The 20,628-nt window shown below is 58.8% G+C and carries 23 protein-coding genes; 11 read left to right on the forward strand and 12 right to left on the reverse strand.

Going from position 1 to position 20,628, the window contains the following annotated elements; genetic code table 11:
* The first annotated feature begins 70 nt into the window (after positions 1 to 70).
* The 4 genes from K419_RS0101665 (at position 71) to K419_RS0101680 (ending at position 3,623) form a co-directional block, all read left to right on the forward strand.
* Positions 71 to 934, forward strand: a complete 864-nt coding sequence (locus tag K419_RS0101665; protein WP_026840042.1) for a hypothetical protein — start codon at positions 71 to 73, stop codon at positions 932 to 934.
* 107 nt (positions 935 to 1,041) lie between these two features.
* Complete coding sequence (gene cmoA, locus K419_RS0101670; protein ID WP_026840043.1) at positions 1,042 to 1,776, forward strand: carboxy-S-adenosyl-L-methionine synthase CmoA; 735 nt, start codon at positions 1,042 to 1,044, stop codon at positions 1,774 to 1,776.
* Positions 1,773 to 2,744, forward strand: a complete 972-nt coding sequence (gene cmoB / locus K419_RS0101675) for a tRNA 5-methoxyuridine(34)/uridine 5-oxyacetic acid(34) synthase CmoB (protein ID WP_026840044.1) — start codon at positions 1,773 to 1,775, stop codon at positions 2,742 to 2,744. The genes cmoA and cmoB overlap by 4 nt, the downstream gene beginning before the upstream one ends.
* A gap of 135 nt (positions 2,745 to 2,879) precedes the next feature.
* Positions 2,880 to 3,623 carry a DUF4197 domain-containing protein gene (locus tag K419_RS0101680; RefSeq protein WP_026840045.1) on the forward strand — a complete coding sequence of 248 codons (744 nt, stop codon included), beginning with the start codon at positions 2,880 to 2,882 and terminating at the stop codon, positions 3,621 to 3,623.
* 25 nt (positions 3,624 to 3,648) lie between these two features.
* Here K419_RS0101680 and K419_RS0101685 read toward each other — a convergent pair whose 3' ends face one another.
* The gene (locus K419_RS0101685; protein ID WP_026840046.1) at positions 3,649 to 4,104 is read right to left on the reverse strand and encodes a DUF2318 domain-containing protein; all 456 of its coding nucleotides are present in this window, start codon (positions 4,102 to 4,104) and stop codon (positions 3,649 to 3,651) included.
* 453 nt (positions 4,105 to 4,557) lie between these two features.
* On the opposite strand from K419_RS0101685, the gene K419_RS0101690 reads away from it, so the two are divergent.
* Positions 4,558 to 5,655: a GTP pyrophosphokinase gene (locus K419_RS0101690; RefSeq protein ID WP_026840047.1), complete on the forward strand. Its 1,098-nt coding sequence runs from the start codon at positions 4,558 to 4,560 to the stop codon at positions 5,653 to 5,655.
* 21 nt (positions 5,656 to 5,676) lie between these two features.
* On the opposite strand, the gene K419_RS0101695 is transcribed toward K419_RS0101690, so the two are convergent.
* The 8 genes from K419_RS0101695 to K419_RS0101730 form a co-directional block, all read right to left on the reverse strand.
* On the reverse strand, positions 5,677 to 6,870 hold the full coding sequence (locus tag K419_RS0101695) for an ABC transporter permease (RefSeq protein WP_026840048.1): 1,194 nt from the start codon (positions 6,868 to 6,870) through the stop codon (positions 5,677 to 5,679).
* A 1-nt stretch (position 6,871) separates the two neighbouring features.
* Positions 6,872 to 8,356 (reverse strand): efflux transporter outer membrane subunit, encoded by a 1,485-nt coding sequence (locus K419_RS21455; protein ID WP_035496743.1) that lies wholly within the window; start codon positions 8,354 to 8,356, stop codon positions 6,872 to 6,874.
* Entirely contained in the window at positions 8,317 to 9,249 is a 933-nt protein-coding gene (locus K419_RS0101705) for an efflux RND transporter periplasmic adaptor subunit (protein WP_026840049.1), read from the reverse strand. The genes K419_RS21455 and K419_RS0101705 overlap by 40 nt, the downstream gene beginning before the upstream one ends.
* Positions 9,246 to 9,962 carry an ABC transporter ATP-binding protein gene (locus tag K419_RS0101710; RefSeq protein WP_026840050.1) on the reverse strand — a complete coding sequence of 239 codons (717 nt, stop codon included), beginning with the start codon at positions 9,960 to 9,962 and terminating at the stop codon, positions 9,246 to 9,248. Before K419_RS0101710 ends, K419_RS0101705 begins: the two co-directional genes overlap by 4 nt.
* Before the next feature lie 185 nt (positions 9,963 to 10,147).
* Positions 10,148 to 10,282 carry an entericidin A/B family lipoprotein gene (locus K419_RS0101715; protein WP_012529825.1) on the reverse strand — a complete coding sequence of 45 codons (135 nt, stop codon included), beginning with the start codon at positions 10,280 to 10,282 and terminating at the stop codon, positions 10,148 to 10,150.
* Between the two features lie 526 nt (positions 10,283 to 10,808).
* Complete coding sequence (locus tag K419_RS0101720; protein WP_026840051.1) at positions 10,809 to 11,423, reverse strand: hypothetical protein; 615 nt, start codon at positions 11,421 to 11,423, stop codon at positions 10,809 to 10,811.
* 223 nt (positions 11,424 to 11,646) lie between these two features.
* A complete protein-coding gene (locus tag K419_RS0101725; RefSeq protein WP_012529822.1) occupies positions 11,647 to 11,916 on the reverse strand; it encodes a DUF3553 domain-containing protein in 270 nt (89 codons plus the stop codon).
* 292 nt (positions 11,917 to 12,208) lie between these two features.
* The gene (locus tag K419_RS0101730) at positions 12,209 to 12,409 is read right to left on the reverse strand and encodes a cold-shock protein (protein ID WP_012529821.1); all 201 of its coding nucleotides are present in this window, start codon (positions 12,407 to 12,409) and stop codon (positions 12,209 to 12,211) included.
* Positions 12,410 to 12,736: 327 nt separating this feature from the next.
* Here K419_RS0101730 and K419_RS0101735 point away from each other — a divergent pair, with 327 nt between their 5' ends.
* The 3 genes from K419_RS0101735 (at position 12,737) to K419_RS0101745 (ending at position 14,213) form a co-directional block, all read left to right on the forward strand.
* Positions 12,737 to 12,916: a hypothetical protein gene (locus K419_RS0101735; protein ID WP_026840052.1), complete on the forward strand. Its 180-nt coding sequence runs from the start codon at positions 12,737 to 12,739 to the stop codon at positions 12,914 to 12,916.
* A gap of 291 nt (positions 12,917 to 13,207) precedes the next feature.
* Positions 13,208 to 13,918, forward strand: coding sequence for an AzlC family ABC transporter permease (locus K419_RS0101740; protein WP_026840053.1), 711 nt, complete (start codon positions 13,208 to 13,210; stop codon positions 13,916 to 13,918).
* Positions 13,902 to 14,213, forward strand: a complete 312-nt coding sequence (locus tag K419_RS0101745) for an AzlD family protein (RefSeq protein WP_026840054.1) — start codon at positions 13,902 to 13,904, stop codon at positions 14,211 to 14,213. Before K419_RS0101740 ends, K419_RS0101745 begins: the two co-directional genes overlap by 17 nt.
* Before the next feature lie 111 nt (positions 14,214 to 14,324).
* Here the strand turns inward: K419_RS0101745 and K419_RS0101750 are convergent, their stop codons facing one another.
* From K419_RS0101750 to K419_RS0101760, 3 genes are read right to left on the reverse strand one after another with little or no spacing between them, the layout of a single operon-like run.
* Complete coding sequence (locus K419_RS0101750) at positions 14,325 to 14,597, reverse strand: YtxH domain-containing protein (RefSeq protein ID WP_026840055.1); 273 nt, start codon at positions 14,595 to 14,597, stop codon at positions 14,325 to 14,327.
* 50 nt (positions 14,598 to 14,647) lie between these two features.
* Positions 14,648 to 15,235, reverse strand: a complete 588-nt coding sequence (locus tag K419_RS0101755) for a hypothetical protein (RefSeq protein ID WP_026840056.1) — start codon at positions 15,233 to 15,235, stop codon at positions 14,648 to 14,650.
* Positions 15,154 to 15,600 carry a phage holin family protein gene (locus K419_RS0101760; RefSeq protein WP_026840057.1) on the reverse strand — a complete coding sequence of 149 codons (447 nt, stop codon included), beginning with the start codon at positions 15,598 to 15,600 and terminating at the stop codon, positions 15,154 to 15,156. Before K419_RS0101760 ends, K419_RS0101755 begins: the two co-directional genes overlap by 82 nt.
* A 267-nt stretch (positions 15,601 to 15,867) precedes the next feature.
* Here K419_RS0101760 and K419_RS0101765 point away from each other — a divergent pair, with 267 nt between their 5' ends.
* The 3 genes from K419_RS0101765 to K419_RS0101780 all read left to right on the forward strand — a co-directional run bounded on the left by K419_RS0101765 (position 15,868) and on the right by K419_RS0101780 (position 20,622).
* The gene (locus K419_RS0101765; protein WP_026840058.1) at positions 15,868 to 18,414 is read left to right on the forward strand and encodes a hybrid sensor histidine kinase/response regulator; all 2,547 of its coding nucleotides are present in this window, start codon (positions 15,868 to 15,870) and stop codon (positions 18,412 to 18,414) included.
* 50 nt (positions 18,415 to 18,464) lie between these two features.
* Positions 18,465 to 19,061: a chemotaxis protein CheD gene (locus tag K419_RS0101770; protein ID WP_026840059.1), complete on the forward strand. Its 597-nt coding sequence runs from the start codon at positions 18,465 to 18,467 to the stop codon at positions 19,059 to 19,061.
* Positions 19,062 to 19,764: 703 nt separating this feature from the next.
* Positions 19,765 to 20,622: a hypothetical protein gene (locus K419_RS0101780; protein WP_026840061.1), complete on the forward strand. Its 858-nt coding sequence runs from the start codon at positions 19,765 to 19,767 to the stop codon at positions 20,620 to 20,622.
* Positions 20,623 to 20,628: the final 6 nt, after the last annotated feature.

The following is a 20,628-nucleotide window of genomic DNA, read 5'->3' on the forward strand; positions in this document are numbered from 1 at the left end:
CTATAAAGTACCATCACTCAGCTTAAGCAGCCTTTCTTGAAGGCGACCGCCTAGCTGCCAGGAGTATGCAATGAAACCACTTCTTCACATCACAAGCGGAGACATCGCGGGGGCAGCTCTTGCCAAGTGCGGCCTCCCCGGGGAGGTCTTCGTCTGGCACGACATCCTCTATGACGGCCCACGCGAGCCGGGATGGCCGGATGACGCCGGGCTTGAGATCCGCGCCGGTTTCATCGAACAATTCACCGGCGGCGGGTTGAGCGGGGAGTATGTGCTTGAAACCCTGAACGCCCAGTACGGCAAACTCGAACGCGCGGCCGAGTTTGACATCATCCTCTGGTTCGACGCCTGTCTCTTCGACCAGTCGATGCTTTGCCACATCCTCGCCTGCCTGAAGTATCTAGGGCGCGAGGAGGCTTCCCTCCTCTGCGTCGACGCCTTTCCCGGCGTCGAACCGTTTCACGGCCTGGGACAGCTCTCTCCCGAGCAGCTTGCATCCTTGTTCGACCGGCGCAGCCCGGTGACGACGGACGAGTTTCTTTTCGCGGAGCGTGTGGACAGGGCTTTTGCGCTTCAGGATCAAGTCGAGCAGGGGGCGCTTGCGGAGTGCACAAATGCGCCGCTCCCCTGGGTTCCTGCTGCAGCGAAGCGATGGCTGAAGGAACTGCCAGACCCGGCGACGGGGCTTGGTCTGCTTCAACAACTGGCATTGGAGGCGATGGAAGCCGGTTGCTGCACCCCGGCGGAAATATTCAAATATGTCTCCGCGCACGATGAACCGCCGCAGTTCTGGGGGGACATTACGCTGTGGGGAAAGATCAATGAACTGGCAGATCGCGAGCCTCCACTGGTGAGGATCGAGGGGCCGTTGCCGAGGCTGCCGCAATGGGAGGGAGGGGCGGAGTTGAGGTTGTTCAAGCTGAGGAGGGAGTAAGATAAAGTCATGCCGCGTAACAAGGGGTTGATGTTCCGCGGCAAACCAGTTAATCTTCGACTTTCTTTTTTTGCCCAACACCCCAGCTTGAAAAGGACCAGAAGAAGGTGACCAGAAAAACCGACGATATCTTTGCTGCGCCCCTGCAGGAAATGATCGATTTTAAATTCGATGAACGCGTAGTCGCAGTCTTTCCCGACATGATACAACGCTCGGTCCCCGGTTACGGGATGATCATATCCAACATCGGCATCCTCGCCGCCGAGTACGCCCAGCCCGGAAGCCACTGCTACGATCTCGGCTGCTCCCTCGGGGCAGCTACCCTCTCCATGCGCCAGCGGATCAGCCAGCCCGGGTGCGACATCATCGCAGTCGACAACTCCCCGGCCATGATCGAGCGGGGCCGCGAGCTCCTGGCACGCGATTCCCAGCCGACCGTCCCGGTGACGCTGATCTGTGCCGATATCCAGGACGTCGTCATCGAGAACGCCTCGGTCGTCGTCCTAAACTTCACCCTGCAATTCATTCCCCAGGAGCAGCGCCTGGCACTGATCAAGCGGATCCGTGCCGGGCTCAGGCCGGGCGGCATCCTCATCCTCTCCGAAAAGATAGCTTTCAGCGAGCCGGCGCGACAGCATTTTCACGTAGAAATGCATCACGACTTCAAACGGGCCAACGGCTACAGCGACCTGGAGATCAGCCAGAAGCGGTCAGCGCTGGAAAACGTGATGATCCCCGAGACGGTCGCCTGCCACCAGGAGCGGCTGCAGGCAGCGGGCTTCTCCTCCTCCGAGCTTTGGTTCCAGTGCTTCAACTTCGCCTCCATGGTCGCGTTCAAATGAGCAACTACGACGCCCTCTATCGCCAGCTAGCCGCGATGGGTCAGGAGCGCTGGGCAGAACAGCTGCAAGCGATCCTGCCGGACAAACTGGCCCTCGAAAGTACCGCCAAAATGGCCGGCTGGCAAAGCGCGATGCAATCGCTGCCGGAAATACACCCTTCCCGAATCGAGCTGCTGGACAGCGTCAGCATCGGCAGCAGCGACGATCTCGGCCAACTCGACCGCCAAGAGCTGATGGCGCACCTCCAGGCCTTTCACCCCTGGCGCAAAGGTCCCTACAACTTCTTCGGCATCGAGATCGATACCGAGTGGCGCTCCGACTGGAAGTGGGAGCGCGTTTTGCCGCACATACAGCCCCTAACGGGACGCAAAGTCCTCGACGTCGGCTGCGGCAACGGCTATCACGGCTGGCGCATGCGCGGCGCCGGCGCCGACTTCGTCCTCGGCATCGAGCCCTTCCTGCTTTCGGTGCAGCAGTTCCAGGTGATGCAACGCTACCTTCGCGATCCGCAGCATCATGTCATCCCCATCGGCATCGAGGAAGTCCCCCCTAACCTCGCCTGCTTCGACAGCGTCTTCTCCATGGGGGTCCTTTACCATCGCCGTTCTCCGCTGGACCATCTTTTCGAGCTGAAAGGGTGTCTGCGCCCGGGTGGGGAATTGATTCTGGAGACGCTGATTGTGGAAGGGGATCGGGAGACCATCTTCATGCCGCCTGGACGTTACGCCAAGATGCGCAACGTCTGGTTCATACCGTCCATTGCAGCGATGACCTTGTGGCTTGAGCGCTGCGGGTTCACCGGTATTGCCTGCGTCGACACCAACCGTACCAGCCGCGAAGAGCAGCGCTCCACCGAGTGGATGCGCTTTGAGTCGCTGGCCGATTTTCTCGACCCGGACGATGCACAGAAGACGATTGAAGGGCACCCCGCGCCGCTGAGGGCGATCTTTACGGCGACGAAGCCTTAGCATAGGGGGCAATGAAACACCCGACAGTGCCCGGGGGCAGAGCTTGCCCCCTAACTTTGTTTGTCGAGGAAAATCAGGTTATACTTCGGGAGAAGATTAAACAGGTAGCCGCAAGATCTTAATCGGAGGCGCGTCATGAACCGTAAATTCTGTGCACTCTTCGCAGTTTTAGCCCTCGTTGCCATCGTTGCCCTCCCGGCATCCGGTTTTGCCGGCTTCATGGATACCCTGACGCAGGGGCTCGAGAAATTCCGCGGCACTGGGAGCAACTTGGACGATTCCACCATCGTCAAGGGGCTTAAGGAGGCGCTCGCCACCGGCACCACCAAGGCGGTCAAGTCCGCCTCCCAGCGCGACGGCTACTTCCGTAACGAAGCAATCAAGATTCTCGTCCCCGAGAAGCTCCGCACCGCCACGAACCTCTTGGGCAAGTTCGGATTTCAGCAGCAGGTGGACGATTTCGAGCTGCGGATGAACCGAGCCGCGGAAAAGGCGGCTCCCATGGCCACCGACTACTTCGTTTCGGCCCTGAAGCAGATGACTTTCGACGATGCCCGCAAGATCCTGAACGGCGGCGATACCGCCGCCACGGAGTACTTCCGGGGCAAGACCGGCGACAAGATCTTTACCGCCTTCAAGCCGGTGGTAACCTCCAGCATGCAGGATGTCGGCGCCGCCAATAGCTACGGGCAGCTCCTAAAAAAACTGCAGGCCGTCCCCTTCGGTTCCGCCGCAGTCGAATCGCTGGACCTCGACAACTACGTCACCGGGAAAGCAGTTGACGGTCTCTTTACCATGCTGGGCGAAGAGGAGAAGAAAATACGGACCGACCCGGCGGCCAGGGGAACCGAGTTGCTGCGCAAGGTGTTCGGGAAATAGTTCCGGCTGTGCAGATAGAGGCCTATTAAAAGTATTTCGCCCCTTCCTTCAGGGTGCTCTCCGAGATGGCAATCGCGTCGCCTTTGACCTCTATCGGGAGATAACCGGGGTTGCAGCCGCCAGTGGCGTTAGGCCCAAGACGGTCGATGGCGAACTTCTGGTTGCAGTTTATGCAGTTCATCACGCTACCTTGCTGTTCATACCCTTTCTTTTCGCGAAAGCAGGAGTCACAGGCGTTAAAGGCGGCTTTGTAACTTCCGTCCGGGGCTTTGGCCACGAAATAACTGATCTCTTTCCCGTTATCGACGTATTTGTAGAACTTCGCTTGCTCGGTCACCTTGGCAACCGGTATGGTGACCACACCGCCATCGATCTTCGCCGTCTCGACTTTGGAGCAGCCGAAGAAAGCCACAGATCCCACCAGCACTGCACCTGCAGCAACCGTCCCACGTACCAAACGCCCCATTCTTGTTCCTGACATGAAGGTCTCCTATATTCCCGTTATTTTTTCGCGGCCCCCAAAACCTTACATCAACCATGCCAGCACGAGTCGCTACCTCTAAGTATCCGAATTCAGGATTTAAGTCGGGAAAAGAAGCTTAACGGCGCAGACGGCACTGAAGAATATTCAAAAGAAGCAGGAGAATAATCTACAGAGATCCAACCTGATCCCCCTCTGCCCGTGACGGCTTTCTTTACACTCCACTCCCAACTTTACACCTCTATCACTTACCCTGTTTTCGCTCCCTTAAGCCAGCACGCCGAGGGACGCAGCTGCCTGTGTCAGAGCCCTCTACCGCTCTTTTTGCTAGGCGCCGGGTTTGCCGGGCATCTCTAAGCAAGTCATTATCACTCGCAATTGGCTTGATAACAGGGTAGAGTTATGCGGCCTTTGGCGTGGAAAGCGCAGGCTTGACGGATGAGGAATTGAAACATGGCATCACTGGATTTTGAGCAGGAAAAAGAACTATTCAGGAAGTACTACGAAACGAACCACAAGCAGTTCACTGCGGCCAAGGATGCCTACGTCGGCATTGTCAGGACATTGATCAGGCAAAGCGATGTGGGCGAGGCCACCAAAATAGAAGGGCGCGTCAAGGACAAAGATGAGTGCATCAAGAAGTTCCAGCGTAAGTACCAGGGCAAGTTGGAGGCCGACGAACAACCCTACCGCATCAGCGACTTCATATCCGACCTGATAGGCGTCAGGATCGTCTGTCTCTACGAGGATGAAGTTCCCGTGGTGTCGGAATTGCTGCAGCGACACTTCAATATACTGAACGTTACCGATAAAACCTCCGCAGTGGAAAGTACGGAAGATTCCTTCGGCTACAAAGGTCTGCACATGGACCTGACCCTGAATCCCGAGGCCGCTTACCCCTGCAAACACCTCCCGGCGGCGGAGATCTGTTTCGAGGTTCAGATCAGGTCCCTGATCCAGGACGCCTGGAGCATGCTGGACCACAAGATCAAGTACAAGAGATCGATCCCCGTAGATCTGAAGCGCAGGATCAATGTCCTCGCCGCCCTTTTCGAACTGGCGGACCGCGAATTCAGGGAGATCAGGAACGCCACTTTGGACCTGATGCAGCAGGCGACGGTCACTCAGATCGAGCCAGCCGACGGCACAGTGGAGGGGTCAGGGCAGGCGGTAGCTGCCGCCGCAAAAACGGTGAACGTCTTCAACTTCCTCCCCATAGCAGGGCATTTCTTCAGGGATTTCCCTTTCGATGACCAAAAGGTGGACGATTTTGTCCAGGACATACTGGAGCGGGACGGCACTTTGCAGAAGGCCGATCTGCACCGGTGCCTGAACGAGAATCTGAAGGTGGTCAGGGAGTACAGCGAGCATGTGATCGCGGAAAACCCCAACCGCACCTTCACTGCCTACACCTCGATCAGGCATTGTCTTTATCTCTATAACCAGGAGAAATTCGAGCGGATCTTGTCGAGAAGAAACAGGGAGCGCTTCGCGGCATGGCTGAAGGTAAACCCGACAACGCAGCAGCTTGTTAATCCGGCTTCAGTTTAATCGCGGGTCGCCTCCCGGCCCTTAGCGCGCGGCAAAGACCGAGGTCGCCCGCAGCTTTAATACCGGACGCGCGCTGAGCGCAGCGGCTACCACACTGACGACCAATACCATGGCAGAGCCGAACAGCGGTGTGTACCACATCATTCTGAACGGATAACCCGCCATGACAGCCGCTTCGCCGGCAATACCACACAAACCGATACCCAACCCGGTGCCGATCAAGGCGCATACCCCCGCCTGCGCAAACACCATCAGGAGCAGCACCCGCGGCGTAGTCCCCATCGCGGTCAGCACCGCATACTGCCGCAGGTTCTCCTGGGTGAAGATGTACAACATAATCCCTGTCACACCGAAACCCACCGACAACGCCAAAGAAAGCATGGCCGCAATGTCGCCTACGTCTTCCGAATTGACCAGGAGCCAGCGCACCGTATCCGCCTTGAAATCGGCCGAGGTGCGGGCCCGGAAACCTGTCGCCTCCTGAATGCGCCGGGCCAGTTCCTGGGCGGTTACTGCCTGAGCGGCGCTGGCAAGGACAAAGGTTAGTCTGCGCCGTTCAGGCGGCAAGATCCTTTCGGCGTTGCCGAGCGCAAGATAGATCAGCGGCCGCGGCGGAAAACGCGGCACCCCCTGCGACACTCCCACCACGACGACGCGATGGTCGTTGACCAGCAAATCATCGCCGGACCGCAATTCCCTGCTCGGCACTTCGAGATGCGGACCGTCGTGCGGCCACTGGTCGGCGGGGTTCGCAGGAGTAGCCAGCTTTCCACTGGTACCGCCGGGATCGACGACCACGGTATCGGGCTGGCGGAGCAGGCGTGAAGAAACGCCATTCCCTATGGGAGGCACGCCGGCGAGGGTAGCGTCATCGACTCCGATCACCTGGAAGGGCTGGAAGCGCCCGTTCGGAAAGCGCACCTCCGCCGTCCCCAAGGCGAGCGGCACCCCGGCTTTCACACCGGCGACGCTGCGCACGCGGTTCAGCGCGGACCACGGCATGTTGCATGCCTGGTCGACCGAACTCACCGCAGGGTCCATGACCCAGACGTCTGCGGTTCCGTTCTCCGTGAGTAGCGCGAATCCCCTCGTCATGAAACCGGCAAAATACGAGGCCGCGAAGGTGACTAGAAACGATGTGAAGGCGATACCGAAGACGAGTCCGGCGAATTTTCCCCGGTCGCCGAAGAGCATCTTGAGAGCGACGTAGATCATTTCACTCACCCTCCCCGTCTGGAACGCTCCACCCCCCGCCGAGCGCCTTGTACAAAGCAACCAGGGCGAGCAAAAGGTTTGTCTCGCTCTGCGCCAGCTCGCCTTGCGCCTGTAACAGGTTGCGCTCAGCCACGAGCACCTCACGGAAGTCCGTGAGCCCGCCCTGGTACCGCCCACGGGCGAAAACGACACTAAGCCTATCTGCGTCCACCGCCTTTATCAGGGCTGCGCGCCTGTCCGCTTCATCCCGGTAACCGGCGAGGGCATTCTCCATGTCCTCCAGGGCGTCCAGGATCACCCGCCGGTACGCGATCAAGGCCTGCTGCTCTTGGGCGTCGCGCACCTCGATCCTGGCCACGATCCTGCCGCGCTGGAAGATCGGCCAGATGATGGAGGGACCGATCGACCACAACACGCTGCCGCGGTCGAAGAAGTCGCCAAACTCCTCGCTAGCCAGGGCGAGAGAACCCGACACGACGAACCTCGGGTAGAGATCGGCTTTCGCAACGCCCACCCTGGCCGAAGCCGCGGCTAGCTGCCTCTCGGCCCTGCGCAAGTCGGGCCGCTGGCGCAGGATATCCGATGGCGCCCCGACAGGCGGCATGCCAGAGGGGACGGGGATGATGCTTTCCGGTTGCAGTTCGCCGGCAAATGCACCTGGGGCCTCGCCCAGGAGCACGCCCAGACGGTGCAGCGCTTTCCGGTAGGAAAGGTCCAGCGATGGTAGCAGCGAGGCTCTCCGCTCGACCTCTGCCTCTGCCCGCACGACATCGAGATCGGTTGCCATCCCGGCGGCAAATCGCGCGCGAAGCAAGGCGAGACTTTCCCTCTGAACGGCGACGCTAGTGGTTGCGATACGGCTTTGCCTTTGGATTCCCCGGAGTTCGAAGTAGTTTCTCGACACCTCCGCGATTAAAGTAAGAACGACGCCCCCGCGCTCGTAGAGCGCCGACTCGAGATCGGCCTGCACCGCCTCGACCGCCCGACGCTTGCCGCCGAAAAGGTCGAGTTCCCAGCTGGCATCGAAACCGGCCTGGAAGAGGTTCTCCGTCCCTGGAGGCTCCACCTCCCCGCCCGGTCGCACCAACACGGGGTTGGGCGCGTTCCTGCTCTCCCGTTCCCTGGTAAAGGAGCCCCTGGCATCAAACGAGGGGGCCAAGGAACCCGTTGCCGCTCCCCTGCGGGCCCGTGCTTCCAGGACCCGTGCTTCAGCCAGCCTCACATCCGGGTTCGCCCGCAGAGCGCGATCGATCAAAGCGTTGAGCAGGGGATCTCCGAATGCGCTCCACCAGGGGGTTTCCGCCGTCACGAGCGGGGCACCGGCTTCCTCCCCCGTGCTCCAGCGTGGCGGCAGGTCCGGCCTCGGGGGGCGGTAGTCGGCCGAAACCGCGCACCCCGCAAGGAGGAGGCAGAGTGCGGCGGCAAAGATGCGACCGCGCCGCGCCGTCACGGCTTCCCGACCCGTGGCGCCCGACTTCCTGCACATTCCGGCGCAACCTGTATCCACACGTCCATCTGCTGGCCGATATAGACTTCCGGCAACCGCTCTGGGTCGAAGCGGTAGATGACCTGCAGCACCCTGGTGTCGGCACGCTCGGTGCTGCTGCCGGTAAGCGAGGTCTTGCGCACCAGGGACGGTTCGATGCGCATGAAATGCAATGAGGTGCGGAGATTTGGATTGCCCGGGACCGAAGCAACCGCAGCAGCACCCGCTCGCACCCGCCAGGCGTCATGCTCGTCGACGTCCACGCGTAGGTGAAACTGCCGGTCGTCGCCCAATACCAATAACGGAGTTGAGGGAGCGCCGCTGGGCGCGAATTCACCCGGCCGCACCTCCACCCGCAGGATTCGCCCCGGTTCCGGCGCCCGGATGGTGCGGCGGCTGGTCTCCGCCTTGAGTTGATCGATCTCCGCTTGGGCTCCTTCCAAAGCCGCCAAGGCTATGGCGACGGCAGCACGACGTGTCTCTAGCTCCTCTAGGCTTATCGCCCGGCGGTCGGGCACGCTGTCCGCTATCCTTAGCTGAACCCTGGCCTGCTCGAACCGGGCTGCCGCCTCCTTTTTTCTGGCAAGAGCCGGCGGGAACCGGGCCCGCAGGTCGCGGTCGTCGATCTGCAAAAGAGGCTCCCCCGCCCTCACCCAGTCGCCCCATTTTACGAAAACCGTCTTTACAATGCCCGGCACCGGCGTCCCGACAGCGACATTCCCGCTGCTCGGCTCGATGATGCCGGCACCAGCGACGAAAGAGGTAAAGGGCCCGGCAACCGGCTGCACAGCAGGGCGGTCGGGCTGCGTAGGGCGATTTTCCCTGATGACCGCGACTACGCCGATAGCCAGACCGACGGCGGCTAGGATGGGAAGAAGATAGCGGCGGCTCACGGTGACGTCTCCCGCGTCCGTCCCGGGTGCGCCTCGACGAGCATGCCGTCTTCCAGATGAGCGATGCGGTCGGCAAACCGGAACAGGCGGATATCGTGTGTCACCACAACCACTGCCCGGTCCGGCGCGAGCGCCTCGCGACGCAGCATCTCCATCACGTGGTCCCCCGAGGCATGGTCGAGGTTGCTGGTAGGCTCGTCACAAAGAAGAATTTTAGGGCCATGCACCAACGCACGCGCTACCGCCACCCGCTGCTGCTCTCCACCGCTCAGTTGGTCCGGCAGCGCATCCGCTCTCCCGCCGAGGCCAATAGCATCCAACATGCGCCGGGCTTTCAAGGCAGCGTCCGTACGCGAAATCCCGTTGATCAGCATCGGCACCGCGACGTTTTCCGCGGCAGTAAGCGATGGCAGTAGATTGAAGGCTTGAAACACAAAGCCGATGGCCCTGCCCCGGAAACGGGCTCGTTCGGTCGCGCTGAAATCCCGGTACACGTGGTCGAGAACCGCACACTCCCCGTCATCCGGATCGAGGATTCCGGCTATCAGTGAAAGAAGAGTAGTCTTACCGCTGCCGGAAGGCCCGACCAGCATAAGCACTTCCCCGTAGCGAATTTCAAGATCCACGCCCCGCAATGCATGCACACGAGCAGCACCGGTACCGTAGGATTTTGTCACCCCTTTACAATTGACAACGGTACCATACGTATCCATGACGCCCTCGCATTCACTTGATTGTCAAACCGAACAAGTTTACAGCAAACCCCATTCAGCCGCAGACGGTAACCGCAAAGAAACGGCTGCGACGTCGGTTCACCTTTCGACTAAAAAGGGGGAGATCTGTCGGCAAAACCAGATCTCCCCCTTTATTCAATCTTCGACTTGACACCAGCTAGGGACTACTTCCCGGACGAATTCTCTATCGATCTTCCGCCGCTTTGCATGTCTTGGCCGACACCTTTCACGGTATGGCAGGCTGACATGGTCACCATATAGGCCAGGACAACGATTGCACCTGCAATTTTGCGTTTCATAGCTTTCTCCTTTTGACGTTCCGTGCTATCTCGCCGGTCACGTTATTAACTTCATCCCATTAGTCATTATATAATTTAAAAGGATCATGCCGCAACGCTTGCCGACTCCTCTCCCCGCTAGACAAAACTGTGAAATTGCAGGTGACATTTTCTGCACCCAAAAGACGCTTACTTTCGCCAGATGCTGCTTTCCTGCGCCAAGTGACGTTTTTCCCCTCTAAGTGACACTTTTTCGGTCCAAGTGATGTTTTTTTGCTCCAAGTGATGCTTTTGGGCTAAAAAGTGACGGTTTTTTCTTTCAAGTAACACTTTTTAAGAAAAAAGTGACGTTTGAACGAAAAAAATGACATTTTTTATTGAGAAAGTAACACTTGGCTCAAAAAAATGACATTTTTTTGGAGGAAGTGATACTTTCGGCGAAAAAACTATCTTTGGAAGAGGGAAGGAGAAGCACTGGCTGAGAAATTAAAAAAAACCGCCCTTTTGGATCTCGATCTCCAAAGGGACAGGGCGTGTAGGGAGAGCTTCAGGCAGGGTTGACGCTTTGAAAATAGGACCAAGGGCCGGTAGTATTGCCTCGGATGCCCCTGATCTTAAACCAGTTGACCTTGGTGCGGTTCAACCCGGTTATGGGTAGCCTTTTGCAGCTAAGTGAGAATAACGCAAGCCTCCAGTTCGACTCTACATTGGGATCGCCGTCACAGACCCAAAGCTCGTATCCCTTTGCGCCCTCAACCTTGCCAACGTTCGCGAACAGGTTCCCTTGCGGATCGAAAAACACCTTGAAGCCATGAGGAGAGTCGATGTTGTGTGAACTAGCGGCGGCCTTCTCCGGAGGTTTGCCGAAACCAAGTTTCTCCATCACGGTCGGATCTTTCACCGAAAGGATTTTGGCGATACCGTGGAGAATGGTGAGGTTCTGGTTCATCACCACACGTTCCGCCTCGCACGCCTTCACCTTTTCCGGATCCCCTTTCAGCGAGGCGGTGTAAGTCGCCTCGTACCGATTGTGGTCGGTGCCCAAGCTCTCGGGATTGGGACACAGCGACAGCATGTAGGCGAACTTTTCCTCGGTGAACACCTCTGTCAGCGCAGCGGATTTCGCAATCACTTCGGAATGGCTATCATGATTTCCAGGCATGCGAACCACCTCCTTGATTAAGTTGCTCCAATACTACAAACACCTTCCCCGATGGCAAGAAATTTTTTTCGCTCTTCCCTAATTTTAACTCCTCTCCAGGAAGAACGCTTTGCGGCTCCCCCCCTCTCTCGCCTGTCGTGGGCGAAAAAAAGGGGGCGACCAACTGACAGGACAAATTCGTCATGCCAGAGGCTGCCCCCTTGTCATCGTGTTTTAGGTCGGGTTATTTGGCGCCGGCCGCCTGCTTGGCGGTAACAGCCTTTTTGCGCGGAGCCTTGGCCTTGATCCCATCTTTTTCGACCACCGGATTGGCCGCAATATACGAACCGGGCTCGGCCGGCACAAGGCTGGCAAAATGGGTGCTGGCGATCTTGCGGGTGGTCCCGTCGTTGAAGTGGATAGATACGCGGTAATCGCTGACCTCGACCACTTTTCCGACCCCCCATTCAACTGCAGAGCAATGGCTGACTACGTCTCCTCTTCTGATGGACATCTCGATTCTCCCTTACCTGGTTAGCAACGTTTACTTCGAATGACCCGGATCGCAACCATACGCATGCCGGCGGCTTGCGAGGTCGAAAGCGGGTTCGAACGTTATCGTGACGGGAAATGGTTCCGTAGCTGCTAAGAGATGCTCGAAGTGGCCGTGACAGCAAGGCTAAAAGGTAGGAACGACTACGGGAACCGCTACAAAAGACGAGGCCCCTGTTTTATTGACAGGGGCCTCGTCCGTTAGTGAGCCGTATGACGGTGCAGGAACCGATGGTCCTGCCAGGTGGCTGAATCTAGACCCTGGTCACGTTGGCAGCCTGAAGACCTTTCGGCCCCCTGACTACGTCGAAGGTGACGCTGTCGCCTTCAACAAGGGATTTGAATCCTTCGCCGGTGATAGCGGAGAAGTGGCAGAAAACATCGTCGCCGTTTTCCTGCTCGAGAAAACCAAAACCCTTGCTGTCGTTAAACCATTTTACAGTTCCGTTTGCCATTACTTTATATCTCCAAAATTTCTGAATTTACCCGGAGTTGTTCCAGATTGAATCTCATCGTAACAGCTTCGAATCTACATAGCAAGCTATTTAAATATCGTTAAACCCTCCCTGGCGCGCTTTGAAAGCTGCACCGCCTTAGTTTCAAGTCACAGGAAGGGGCTTTACTAAGCTCATAGCGCATCTTATTTAACGATTGATAACAACCATTTAACCTGCAGAAACTGAATCGGTTTTTTCAAAAAAGATGAGGGAATTTCAAATCAACTTGCTATTGCATCATTTGTCATAGACAATAGCCCCGCTTCATACAATTGAGGAGATCATATGGCAAAGCCCAATTTCAAATTTCAAAAGCGCCAGAAAGAACTGGATAGAAAAAAGAAGCAGGACGAAAAGATGCAACGCAAGCAGGAAAGGGAGACTGCTTCGACCAAGGACGATTCCGATGCAGTCCCGGCACCTGAAGAAGATGCCCTTCCCCTTCCGATAACCACTTCACACTGACCCCCACGACTTGCCCCTGCCACTTCTTCGGTCAACCCGGACCGACACGGTAAGAGGCGCAGAAGCGACCAGCGCCGGGGTCGGTCTTTTTCACGTCTGCCAATCAGCTCTTGAATTCTGCCCCGCCCGATAGTATCTTTCACATCCCCTTGCCCACCTGGCAATCCTTCGGGATCTGCACTTGTAAAGCCGTTGCCGGGAGTTCCATGGGTCCGGCCCACGACGTCGAGGGGGGATCCCTGCCTTTCCATGACATGACAGGATCTGCTATTGCGAACAGGGAGATTTTAAATGAAGGCGGATTTTTACAGGGGCGCCAGCGCCAACATCCCGATAGCGGCTAGCGTCGCGGCTTACGGCAGCGTACTGGGGATGCTCGCCGCGCAAAAAGGACTTTCCTGGCTCGATCTCCTGTTGATGAACTCGGCGGTTTTCGCCGGTTCGGCGCAGTTCGTCATGGTGGACATGTGGTCTAAGCACCTGCCGGTGATCGAGATGGCTTTTGCCGTCCTGGTGATAAACCTGCGCTACCTGCTGGTGGGGGCTTCGCTGGGGCCGCTTTTTAGCGGGCGGAGCCTTCTGTGCAAGGTCTTTTTGATGCATCTTGTCGCCGACGAGAACTGGGCCGTCACCATGGCCGAACAGCGCAAGGGAACGGCAAGCGTCAGGTTTCTCTTCGGCGGCGGCGTGATGGTCTTTCTCTGCTGGTGCAGCGGAACGCTGGCGGGGCTTATGGGGGGAGGGCTCGTCTCCCATCCGGAATACTACGCGCTCGATTTTGCCTTTACCGCCATATTCACCGCGCTTGCAGTAGGCCTCTTCCAAGGGAAAAAGGACATCCCCCCCTGGCTCGCGGCCGGCGCCCTGGCGCTTATCGCGCACCATTTCCTGCCCGGGAAGTGGTATATCGTCATCGGAGGGGTGGGAGGCGCCATAACAGCGATGCTGGCAGCGCCTAAGACACCGGCCTCGAAGGAGGGCGAGCATGTTCCCGCAAGTTGACACCCAGGCGGTGCTGGCGATAACACTGGCCGCGCTGGTCACCTACTCCTTGCGCCTGGGTGGGCTGCTTCTTTCCGCGCGCTTTCCGCGGACCGGGCGCTTTCGCCAGGGGATGGACGCCTTGCCGGGGTCGCTTTTGTTCGCGCTGGTAATTCCCTCGATCGTGGCAGAAGGGGCATGGGGGGTAGTTGCCGCAGGGTTGACGGCTGTCGTCATGCTGCGGACACGCAACACGCTTTTGGCCATGGTGCTGGGAATGGCGGTGATCTTCGCCGCCCGCAGACTCACGGTGTGAAGAACGGGTGAAAGCTGAAGCGTGAAACAAAAAAGGGGGCTGCTTTTCTCGGCAGCCCCCCTTCCCTTTCGCGAACCGCTACCCTTGCGGTCAGCGTATGGCCTTTGACGGTTAGTGGTAGAGCTCCTCTTTGGCCTCTGAGAATTCGGCAGCTTTTTCCTCGGCGAACTCACGCCCTCTTTGCATTTTCTGGCTGAACTTCTCCTGTGCCTCGGCGGTCATCCCTTTCATCTTAGCGATGGCGTCACCGGTCACATCGGATACTTTCTCGCGCATTTCGTGCCCGGTTTTGGGGGCGTAAAGAAGTGCAAGCCCTGCTCCCACCAACGCCCCGGCTGAAAAGCTAACCACCTCGGCCGTCGTGCTCGTATGATGCCTTCTCATGGCTACCTCCCCGGCGACTTCTCTTCGCCGATTTGTCTGCTACCCGCTCGTTAAATCCTGTGCCCTCTGTGGCTGTACCAGCTTGTGCCCAAAGCCGCGCCTATGGCGTTGGCCAAGCTGCGCCACGCCTGCTTCCTGCCCGGGTGGGTCGTGCCGCTTTTCTTCGAGTCCCGGGCACCGCTTAAAAACGCCTTTGCCGCAGTGGCCGCCAGTGCGACCCCGCCTACCGGACGTGCCTGCTGCCGAATGATACCTCTTTTTGCCAGCGCCCTGCGCAACAGTATGCCGAGCGCGCTCATCCCCAGCGCCGTTGCGGCGCTGCCGGTGCTCTCAACGGCCAACTGCTTCGCCTGCTCTTTTTTGTGCCCCTTGCTGCTCCTTCTCATCATGACCACTGCTGCTGTCGCACCTAACAGCGACAGCTGAAGCGGCCTTTGCTGCACCACTTCCATCACCTTGGCCACGCCCCTCCAGGCGAGCCCTTTCGCCTTGCGTACCCCCTCCCGGCGCAGGTGACTTGGCGAGAGCCTCTGCTCTATGGTTTGCACGGTTTCGGTTATATCGCTTTCCGTATGTCTGATCTGCTCCCGAAGCTTGTCCGCCGATGACTGCTCGTTGATTTTAATGTTTTCGCCCATTGTGCCGTCTCCTTCACGCTTTCCGCCGTCTGTTCAGGCTTCACCTTCATGTGCGCCAGATCCTTTTGCCCCTGGAGCACCAGCGCTATCCCCGCCCCGATGCAGACAAAAGCGACCAGCAGCGCAGCGCCCCAGGCAGGCATTACCGTCGCCAGCCCCAGCACGATCGCCGCCAGCAACACCAGCAACCCCGAGTACAGTAAAACACCGCCTACGCCTATTGCGGCTGCGTCTTTTGCAGCATGGAGCGCTTTCCCCTTCATCTCCACGCTGAAAAGCTCCATCTCCTGCCTGAACAGCATGCGCACTTCCTGCGTCAACTCAGAAACCAGTTCGCCTATCGATTTCTCACCCTTTTCTGGCATGGCTGCCTCCTTTTGTCACCTAGAGCAGGCCAGCAACAACCGCGTTATTTCTTTGCACAGTTTAATGTTAGGAGTTTTCACCGGGCATTGCAAGGCTTGTATTGAGAGAGCGATCGATGCCGGCTTCGAGGCCGGTTTGTCCCAGCCGTATTTGATGCTACTATCACAGTTGTTCCTGCGAACCGGCATCTGTGCACATCCACTCAACTTTTTACGCCATCTGCCGATTAAGACAGCACTGCCTTGCAATTGCCACTGGAGGAAAGAGTGCCACAGAGAACTCCAGATCCAAAAACCGGCAGCGACTTCCGAAGCAAGTCGCGCTCGCTAGGCCTGTGGCTGAGCCCTTTATTGATGCTGGGTGCCTTGCTGCTGGTGTTCGCGGTCATCATCTGGTTCATCGAAGGGAACAACCGGAAGAGCAGGCAGAGCGACCTGAGTTCCAGGGCGAAAACCATTGGCGGAACGGTGCAACTCACCCTGGACGGGAACGAGAGCTACCTGGGCATGCTCGCCCTGGAGCAGGCCGCAGGGAAACTGGACCGGCCCCTGTTCCAACAGCGGGCCAGCCGCTACATCCACGAACACCCGGAACTGATCAACATCACCTGGGTGGACGCCGGCATGTTCATCCGCGACGTGGCGCCTTTGGCCCAGAACCGCCAGATACTGGGGCTGCATGTGGACTTGCCGGAGCCCAAGCGCGCCTCCCGCCTCGCCAGGGACCTGCGCCTGCCGGTCTACACCAGCCCCTTCCAGGCCATACAGGGAGTGACCTCCTTCGAAGTATGGGTTCCCGTCTACCGGGACGACACCTTTTTGGGCCTGTTCGCCGGGGTCTACTCCTGCGAAAAGCTGCTGCAACAGCTGGTCTTGCAGATCCGTCCGAACTTATACCACCTGAGCCTGGTCGACAGGTACGACTCGGTGCTTGCATCCTACCCCGCCCAAGGGGCCCTGGACAAAAACCTGTCCAAGGAGGTGCTCATTACCCCCGAGGACAGCGGCGTCATGCTGCGCATCGAGCGGTATGAGACCGGCTCCGAGTGGCGCCTCCTGATTTTGAAGTTACTCTCGCTGGCGCTGGTCCCAGGGCTGGGCTATACCCTGTGGAACTTGAAGCGCGAGATCGACGAGCGCAGGCGGGTCGAGGAGGCGCTCAAAGAGCAGGCGATGACGCTGGAGCAGGAGGTCAGGGAGCGCAAGGCCGCGCAGGAGCATCTGCAGGACCAGGCGGTCCTTCTGGAGGAGCAGATCGACGAACGCTGGCAGGCGGAAGAGGCGCTTAGGGCAAGCGAAGAAAGACTGCGCCTCTTGCTCGATTCAGCGGGAGAGGCGATCTACGGCATAGACCTGGATGGAAACTGCACCTTCTGCAACAAAGCCTGCCTCAGGATGCTGGGAGCCCACTCCCCGGAGCAGTACCTGGGACGCAACATGCACGAGATCATCCACCACTCCTACCCGGACGGCACCCCGATGCCCCGAAAGGAGTGCATGGTGCACCAGACCTTGCGGGAGGAGCAGGGATGCCACGTGAACGACGAGGTTTTCTGGCGCGGGGACGGCAGCAGCTTTCCGGTCGAGTATTGGTCCCATCCCCAGGTGAAGGGGGGGAAGGTGGTGGGCGCAGTCGTCGCCTTCATCGACATCACGGAGCGCAAGCGCCTGGAGGAACAGTATCGCCAGTCGCAGAAGATGGAATCGGTGGGGCGGCTGGCCGGGGGGGTGGCGCACGACTTCAACAACATGCTGAGCGTCATCCTGGGAGCCGCGGAATTGAGCAGACGCAAGCTGGAGGAAGGCGAGCCGATAGACGCCTACCTGGAGGTGATCACCAACGCCGCCAAGCGCTCCAGCGAAATCACCCGGCAGCTCCTCGCCTTCTCGCGCAAGGAAGTGGTCTCGCCCCGTCCGCTGGACCTGAACCAGCTGATCCGGGAGTCCAACAAGATCCTGGCCAGGCTGATCAGCGAAGACATAGAACTCTCTTTCAGTCCCGACCCGGCGCTTTGGACCGTATCCATCGACCCTTCCCAGGTGGACCAGATCCTGATGAACCTGGCGGTGAACGCCCGCGACGCCATGCCCAACGGCGGCAGGCTCAGCATAGAGACCAGGAACCTACTCCTGACCGGCGATTGCAGCCACGTCCACCCCGACGCGCATCCGGGCGATTACGTGCAGCTGACGGTGAGCGACACCGGGCAGGGGATGGACAAGGCGACCGTCGAGCACATCTTCGAGCCTTTTTTCACCACCAAGGAACTGGGCAAAGGGACGGGGCTCGGGCTTGCCACCGTCTACGGCATCGTCACCCAGAACAGGGGTTTCATCAACGTGTACAGCGAACCGGGCCAGGGAACCGTGTTCAGGATCAACCTGCCGCGACTGGCGGACCAGGCCGATGGGGCTTCCGGCCAGGAGCAGGCGGCGCCGGCGCTGTCGGGAACGGTACTGCTCGTCGAGGACGAGGAGATGCTGCTCTGGCTGGCGACGAAGCTTTTGGAGGAGCTGGGGTTCAGCGTGATCCAGGCGCCGGGCCCCCGTGAGGCGATCGCGATCTGCGAGGACCCGGGACTGAACCTCGACCTCATCCTGACCGACGTGGTGATGCCGGAGATGAACGGCAACGAGATGGTGGCCAAGATCAAGCAGACCCGCCCCGACCAGAAGGTGCTCTTCATGTCCGGTTACACTTCTGACGACGTGGTGCAGCGCGGCATCCTGGAACAGGGGATGCAGTACATCCAAAAACCGCTGGACCTTCGCAACCTGGGAGAGAAAATCGGACAGATACTGGCGGGAAACTGAGACGGGATGGCAGCTACGACTACAGGGACGGAAAGGGGCGGGTGCCGATCGTGAAGATTGAAGAGTATCAAAAAGGGGAGCGGGTGACCATCTCCCCTGGCGAGTATTACGTGACGGCAAAGCCGGGGGTGATCTCCACTTTGCTCGGCTCCTGCATCGCCGTCTGCCTCTACGACCGCGGGCGGCGCCTGATCGGGATGAACCACTTCATGCTGAGCAACCCCCGCTACTCCAGGGATCTGCCGTTGAACACCACGGAGGCGGGGCGCTATGGGATCCACGCCATGGACCTGCTGATCAACGCCATGATGAAGAAAGGCACCTGCCGCCACGAGCTACGGGCCAAGGTCTTCGGCGGCGCCACCATCATAAACCCGGATTCGCCCCACGACAACTTCTTCTGCGTGGGACAGGTGAACTGCAGGTTCATCCTGCAGTACCTGGAGAAGGAGGCGATACCGGTCGACGCCATGGACCTGGGGGGGAATTTCGGGCGGGTGATCCACTTCTCCAACGGGGATTTCGCGGTGCACCGCAGGAAGGTGGATTCGCTTCGCAGCGACAAGCTGGCCAAGCGCGACCGGTACTGCTGGCAAACGGCGATCGAGCAGCAGCAATCCGCCCTCACCGAGATCGACCTCTGGTAATGGTACGCTCCCCGGCAGCTGCGCTAGTTCAGATGCAGCAGCCGGCAGCGCTGCAGATCCTCCCGGCATCCGGGACCCTCAAGTCAGCACGTTGAATGCTCCGTCCTCCCCATCTCGCCGCAAGGCCTCAGCGCCTTGAGCGCCTCTTGCTAGCCGCCTTCCTGCACGGCCACCACAACATTTCACCCCATGGCTTCCTGCTACGGACGGCGCGGCAAAAAGATGTGCAATCTTGCTGCACGATTCCCTGCAGATGCAATTTGAGCGCGTTACGGCAAGATGCTGCCGACAGCTTGTTGGCAACGGCAAACCTGCACAATAAATAAGCAAAACGGTAAAAATCCATGACCCATGGTGAGATATGGCCGACCAGACAAAAGTTATCCACACCGTTATCCACCAAATTGTGTATAGCGAAGCCGCGGTGAGCTTGGCGCTAGGTTCCAGCCTGGAAACTTTATACACTTTCCTGCCGTTTTTTGACGTAACGCCATACCATTGACGATAATTAACTTTATCGCGCTAATGTGAATGACGAACAGCGCCGGGAAGATACCTTCAAGGGCGCCTTTGGACAAAAGTGCCAGCGGGAAAGCATAGTTGAGGGGGAGGGAAAGCATGGTAGCATTTCCGTCTATTAGGCCGAACCAATCATTTCTAATGGAGGCGTGCGCTTCAGTGCCGCGCGCGAGGGGATACGAGCATGAGCTGGGAACGGATGAGCATAGAGGAATATGCGGCCTTCAAGCGAAATGGCGGCGACCGCGTGGTGAAGATCAAGGATACCTGGTGGGTTGAGGCGCGCCCCTTCTTTTTCAGGCCGCTCTTCCCGCTGAGCCGGGTAATTCCCGGGGTGGCCAACTATCCGGTGCAGTCACTGGTGGGGGGGGTGCTGCATCTGGTCCCGGAGCAAGTGCCGTCGAACAGCAACATGAACCTCTTTCTCTACCAGGACATCGCCGGCTACGCACTGGAGGGGATGGACAAGAAGTCGAGGTGGGTGGTGCGCAAGTCGATGGAGTCCTTCCATGCCGAGCGCTTGACCGACGTCGAACTCTTCATCGCTCAGGCGTACCCGGTCTACCGCTCTTTCTATGAGCGGACCAAGTACTTCTACAAGAGCGAGCGGACCGCCGAGAGGTTTTTCGCGCAGTGGGCACGGACGATCTTCAGCAATCCGAAGGTAAAGGTGACCGGAGCGTACCGGCAGGAGAAGCTCAGCGCCGTGGACATCTCCTACCAGGTCGAGGATCTCATCATCGAGGACGTCTTCTTCTCCGATTCCCTGAGCCAGCAGTTGAGGGTCACCGATTTCATGCTGCACGTCCTGAGGGAGCAGGCAAGCCGCAGCGACGCCCGCATGCTCTTCAGGGGATTCCCCAGCGGCAAGGAGAGCCTGGACCGCTCGAAGCTGATGAGGGGATGCCGGATGATGGCGCTGCCGGCGCACTGCAGGATAAACCCGCTGGCACTCTACCTGGGAAAAACCTTGATGAACGGCAGCTACCGGAAACTGGCGGCCATGATCGCTGCGCCAGAGCAGGACGGGAAAGAGAATTAGCAGTAC

Origin of the sequence: Citrifermentans bremense R1 (assembly GCF_000426865.1) — a bacterium.
Taxonomy (GTDB): Bacteria; Desulfobacterota; Desulfuromonadia; order Geobacterales; family Geobacteraceae; genus Geomonas; species Geomonas bremensis.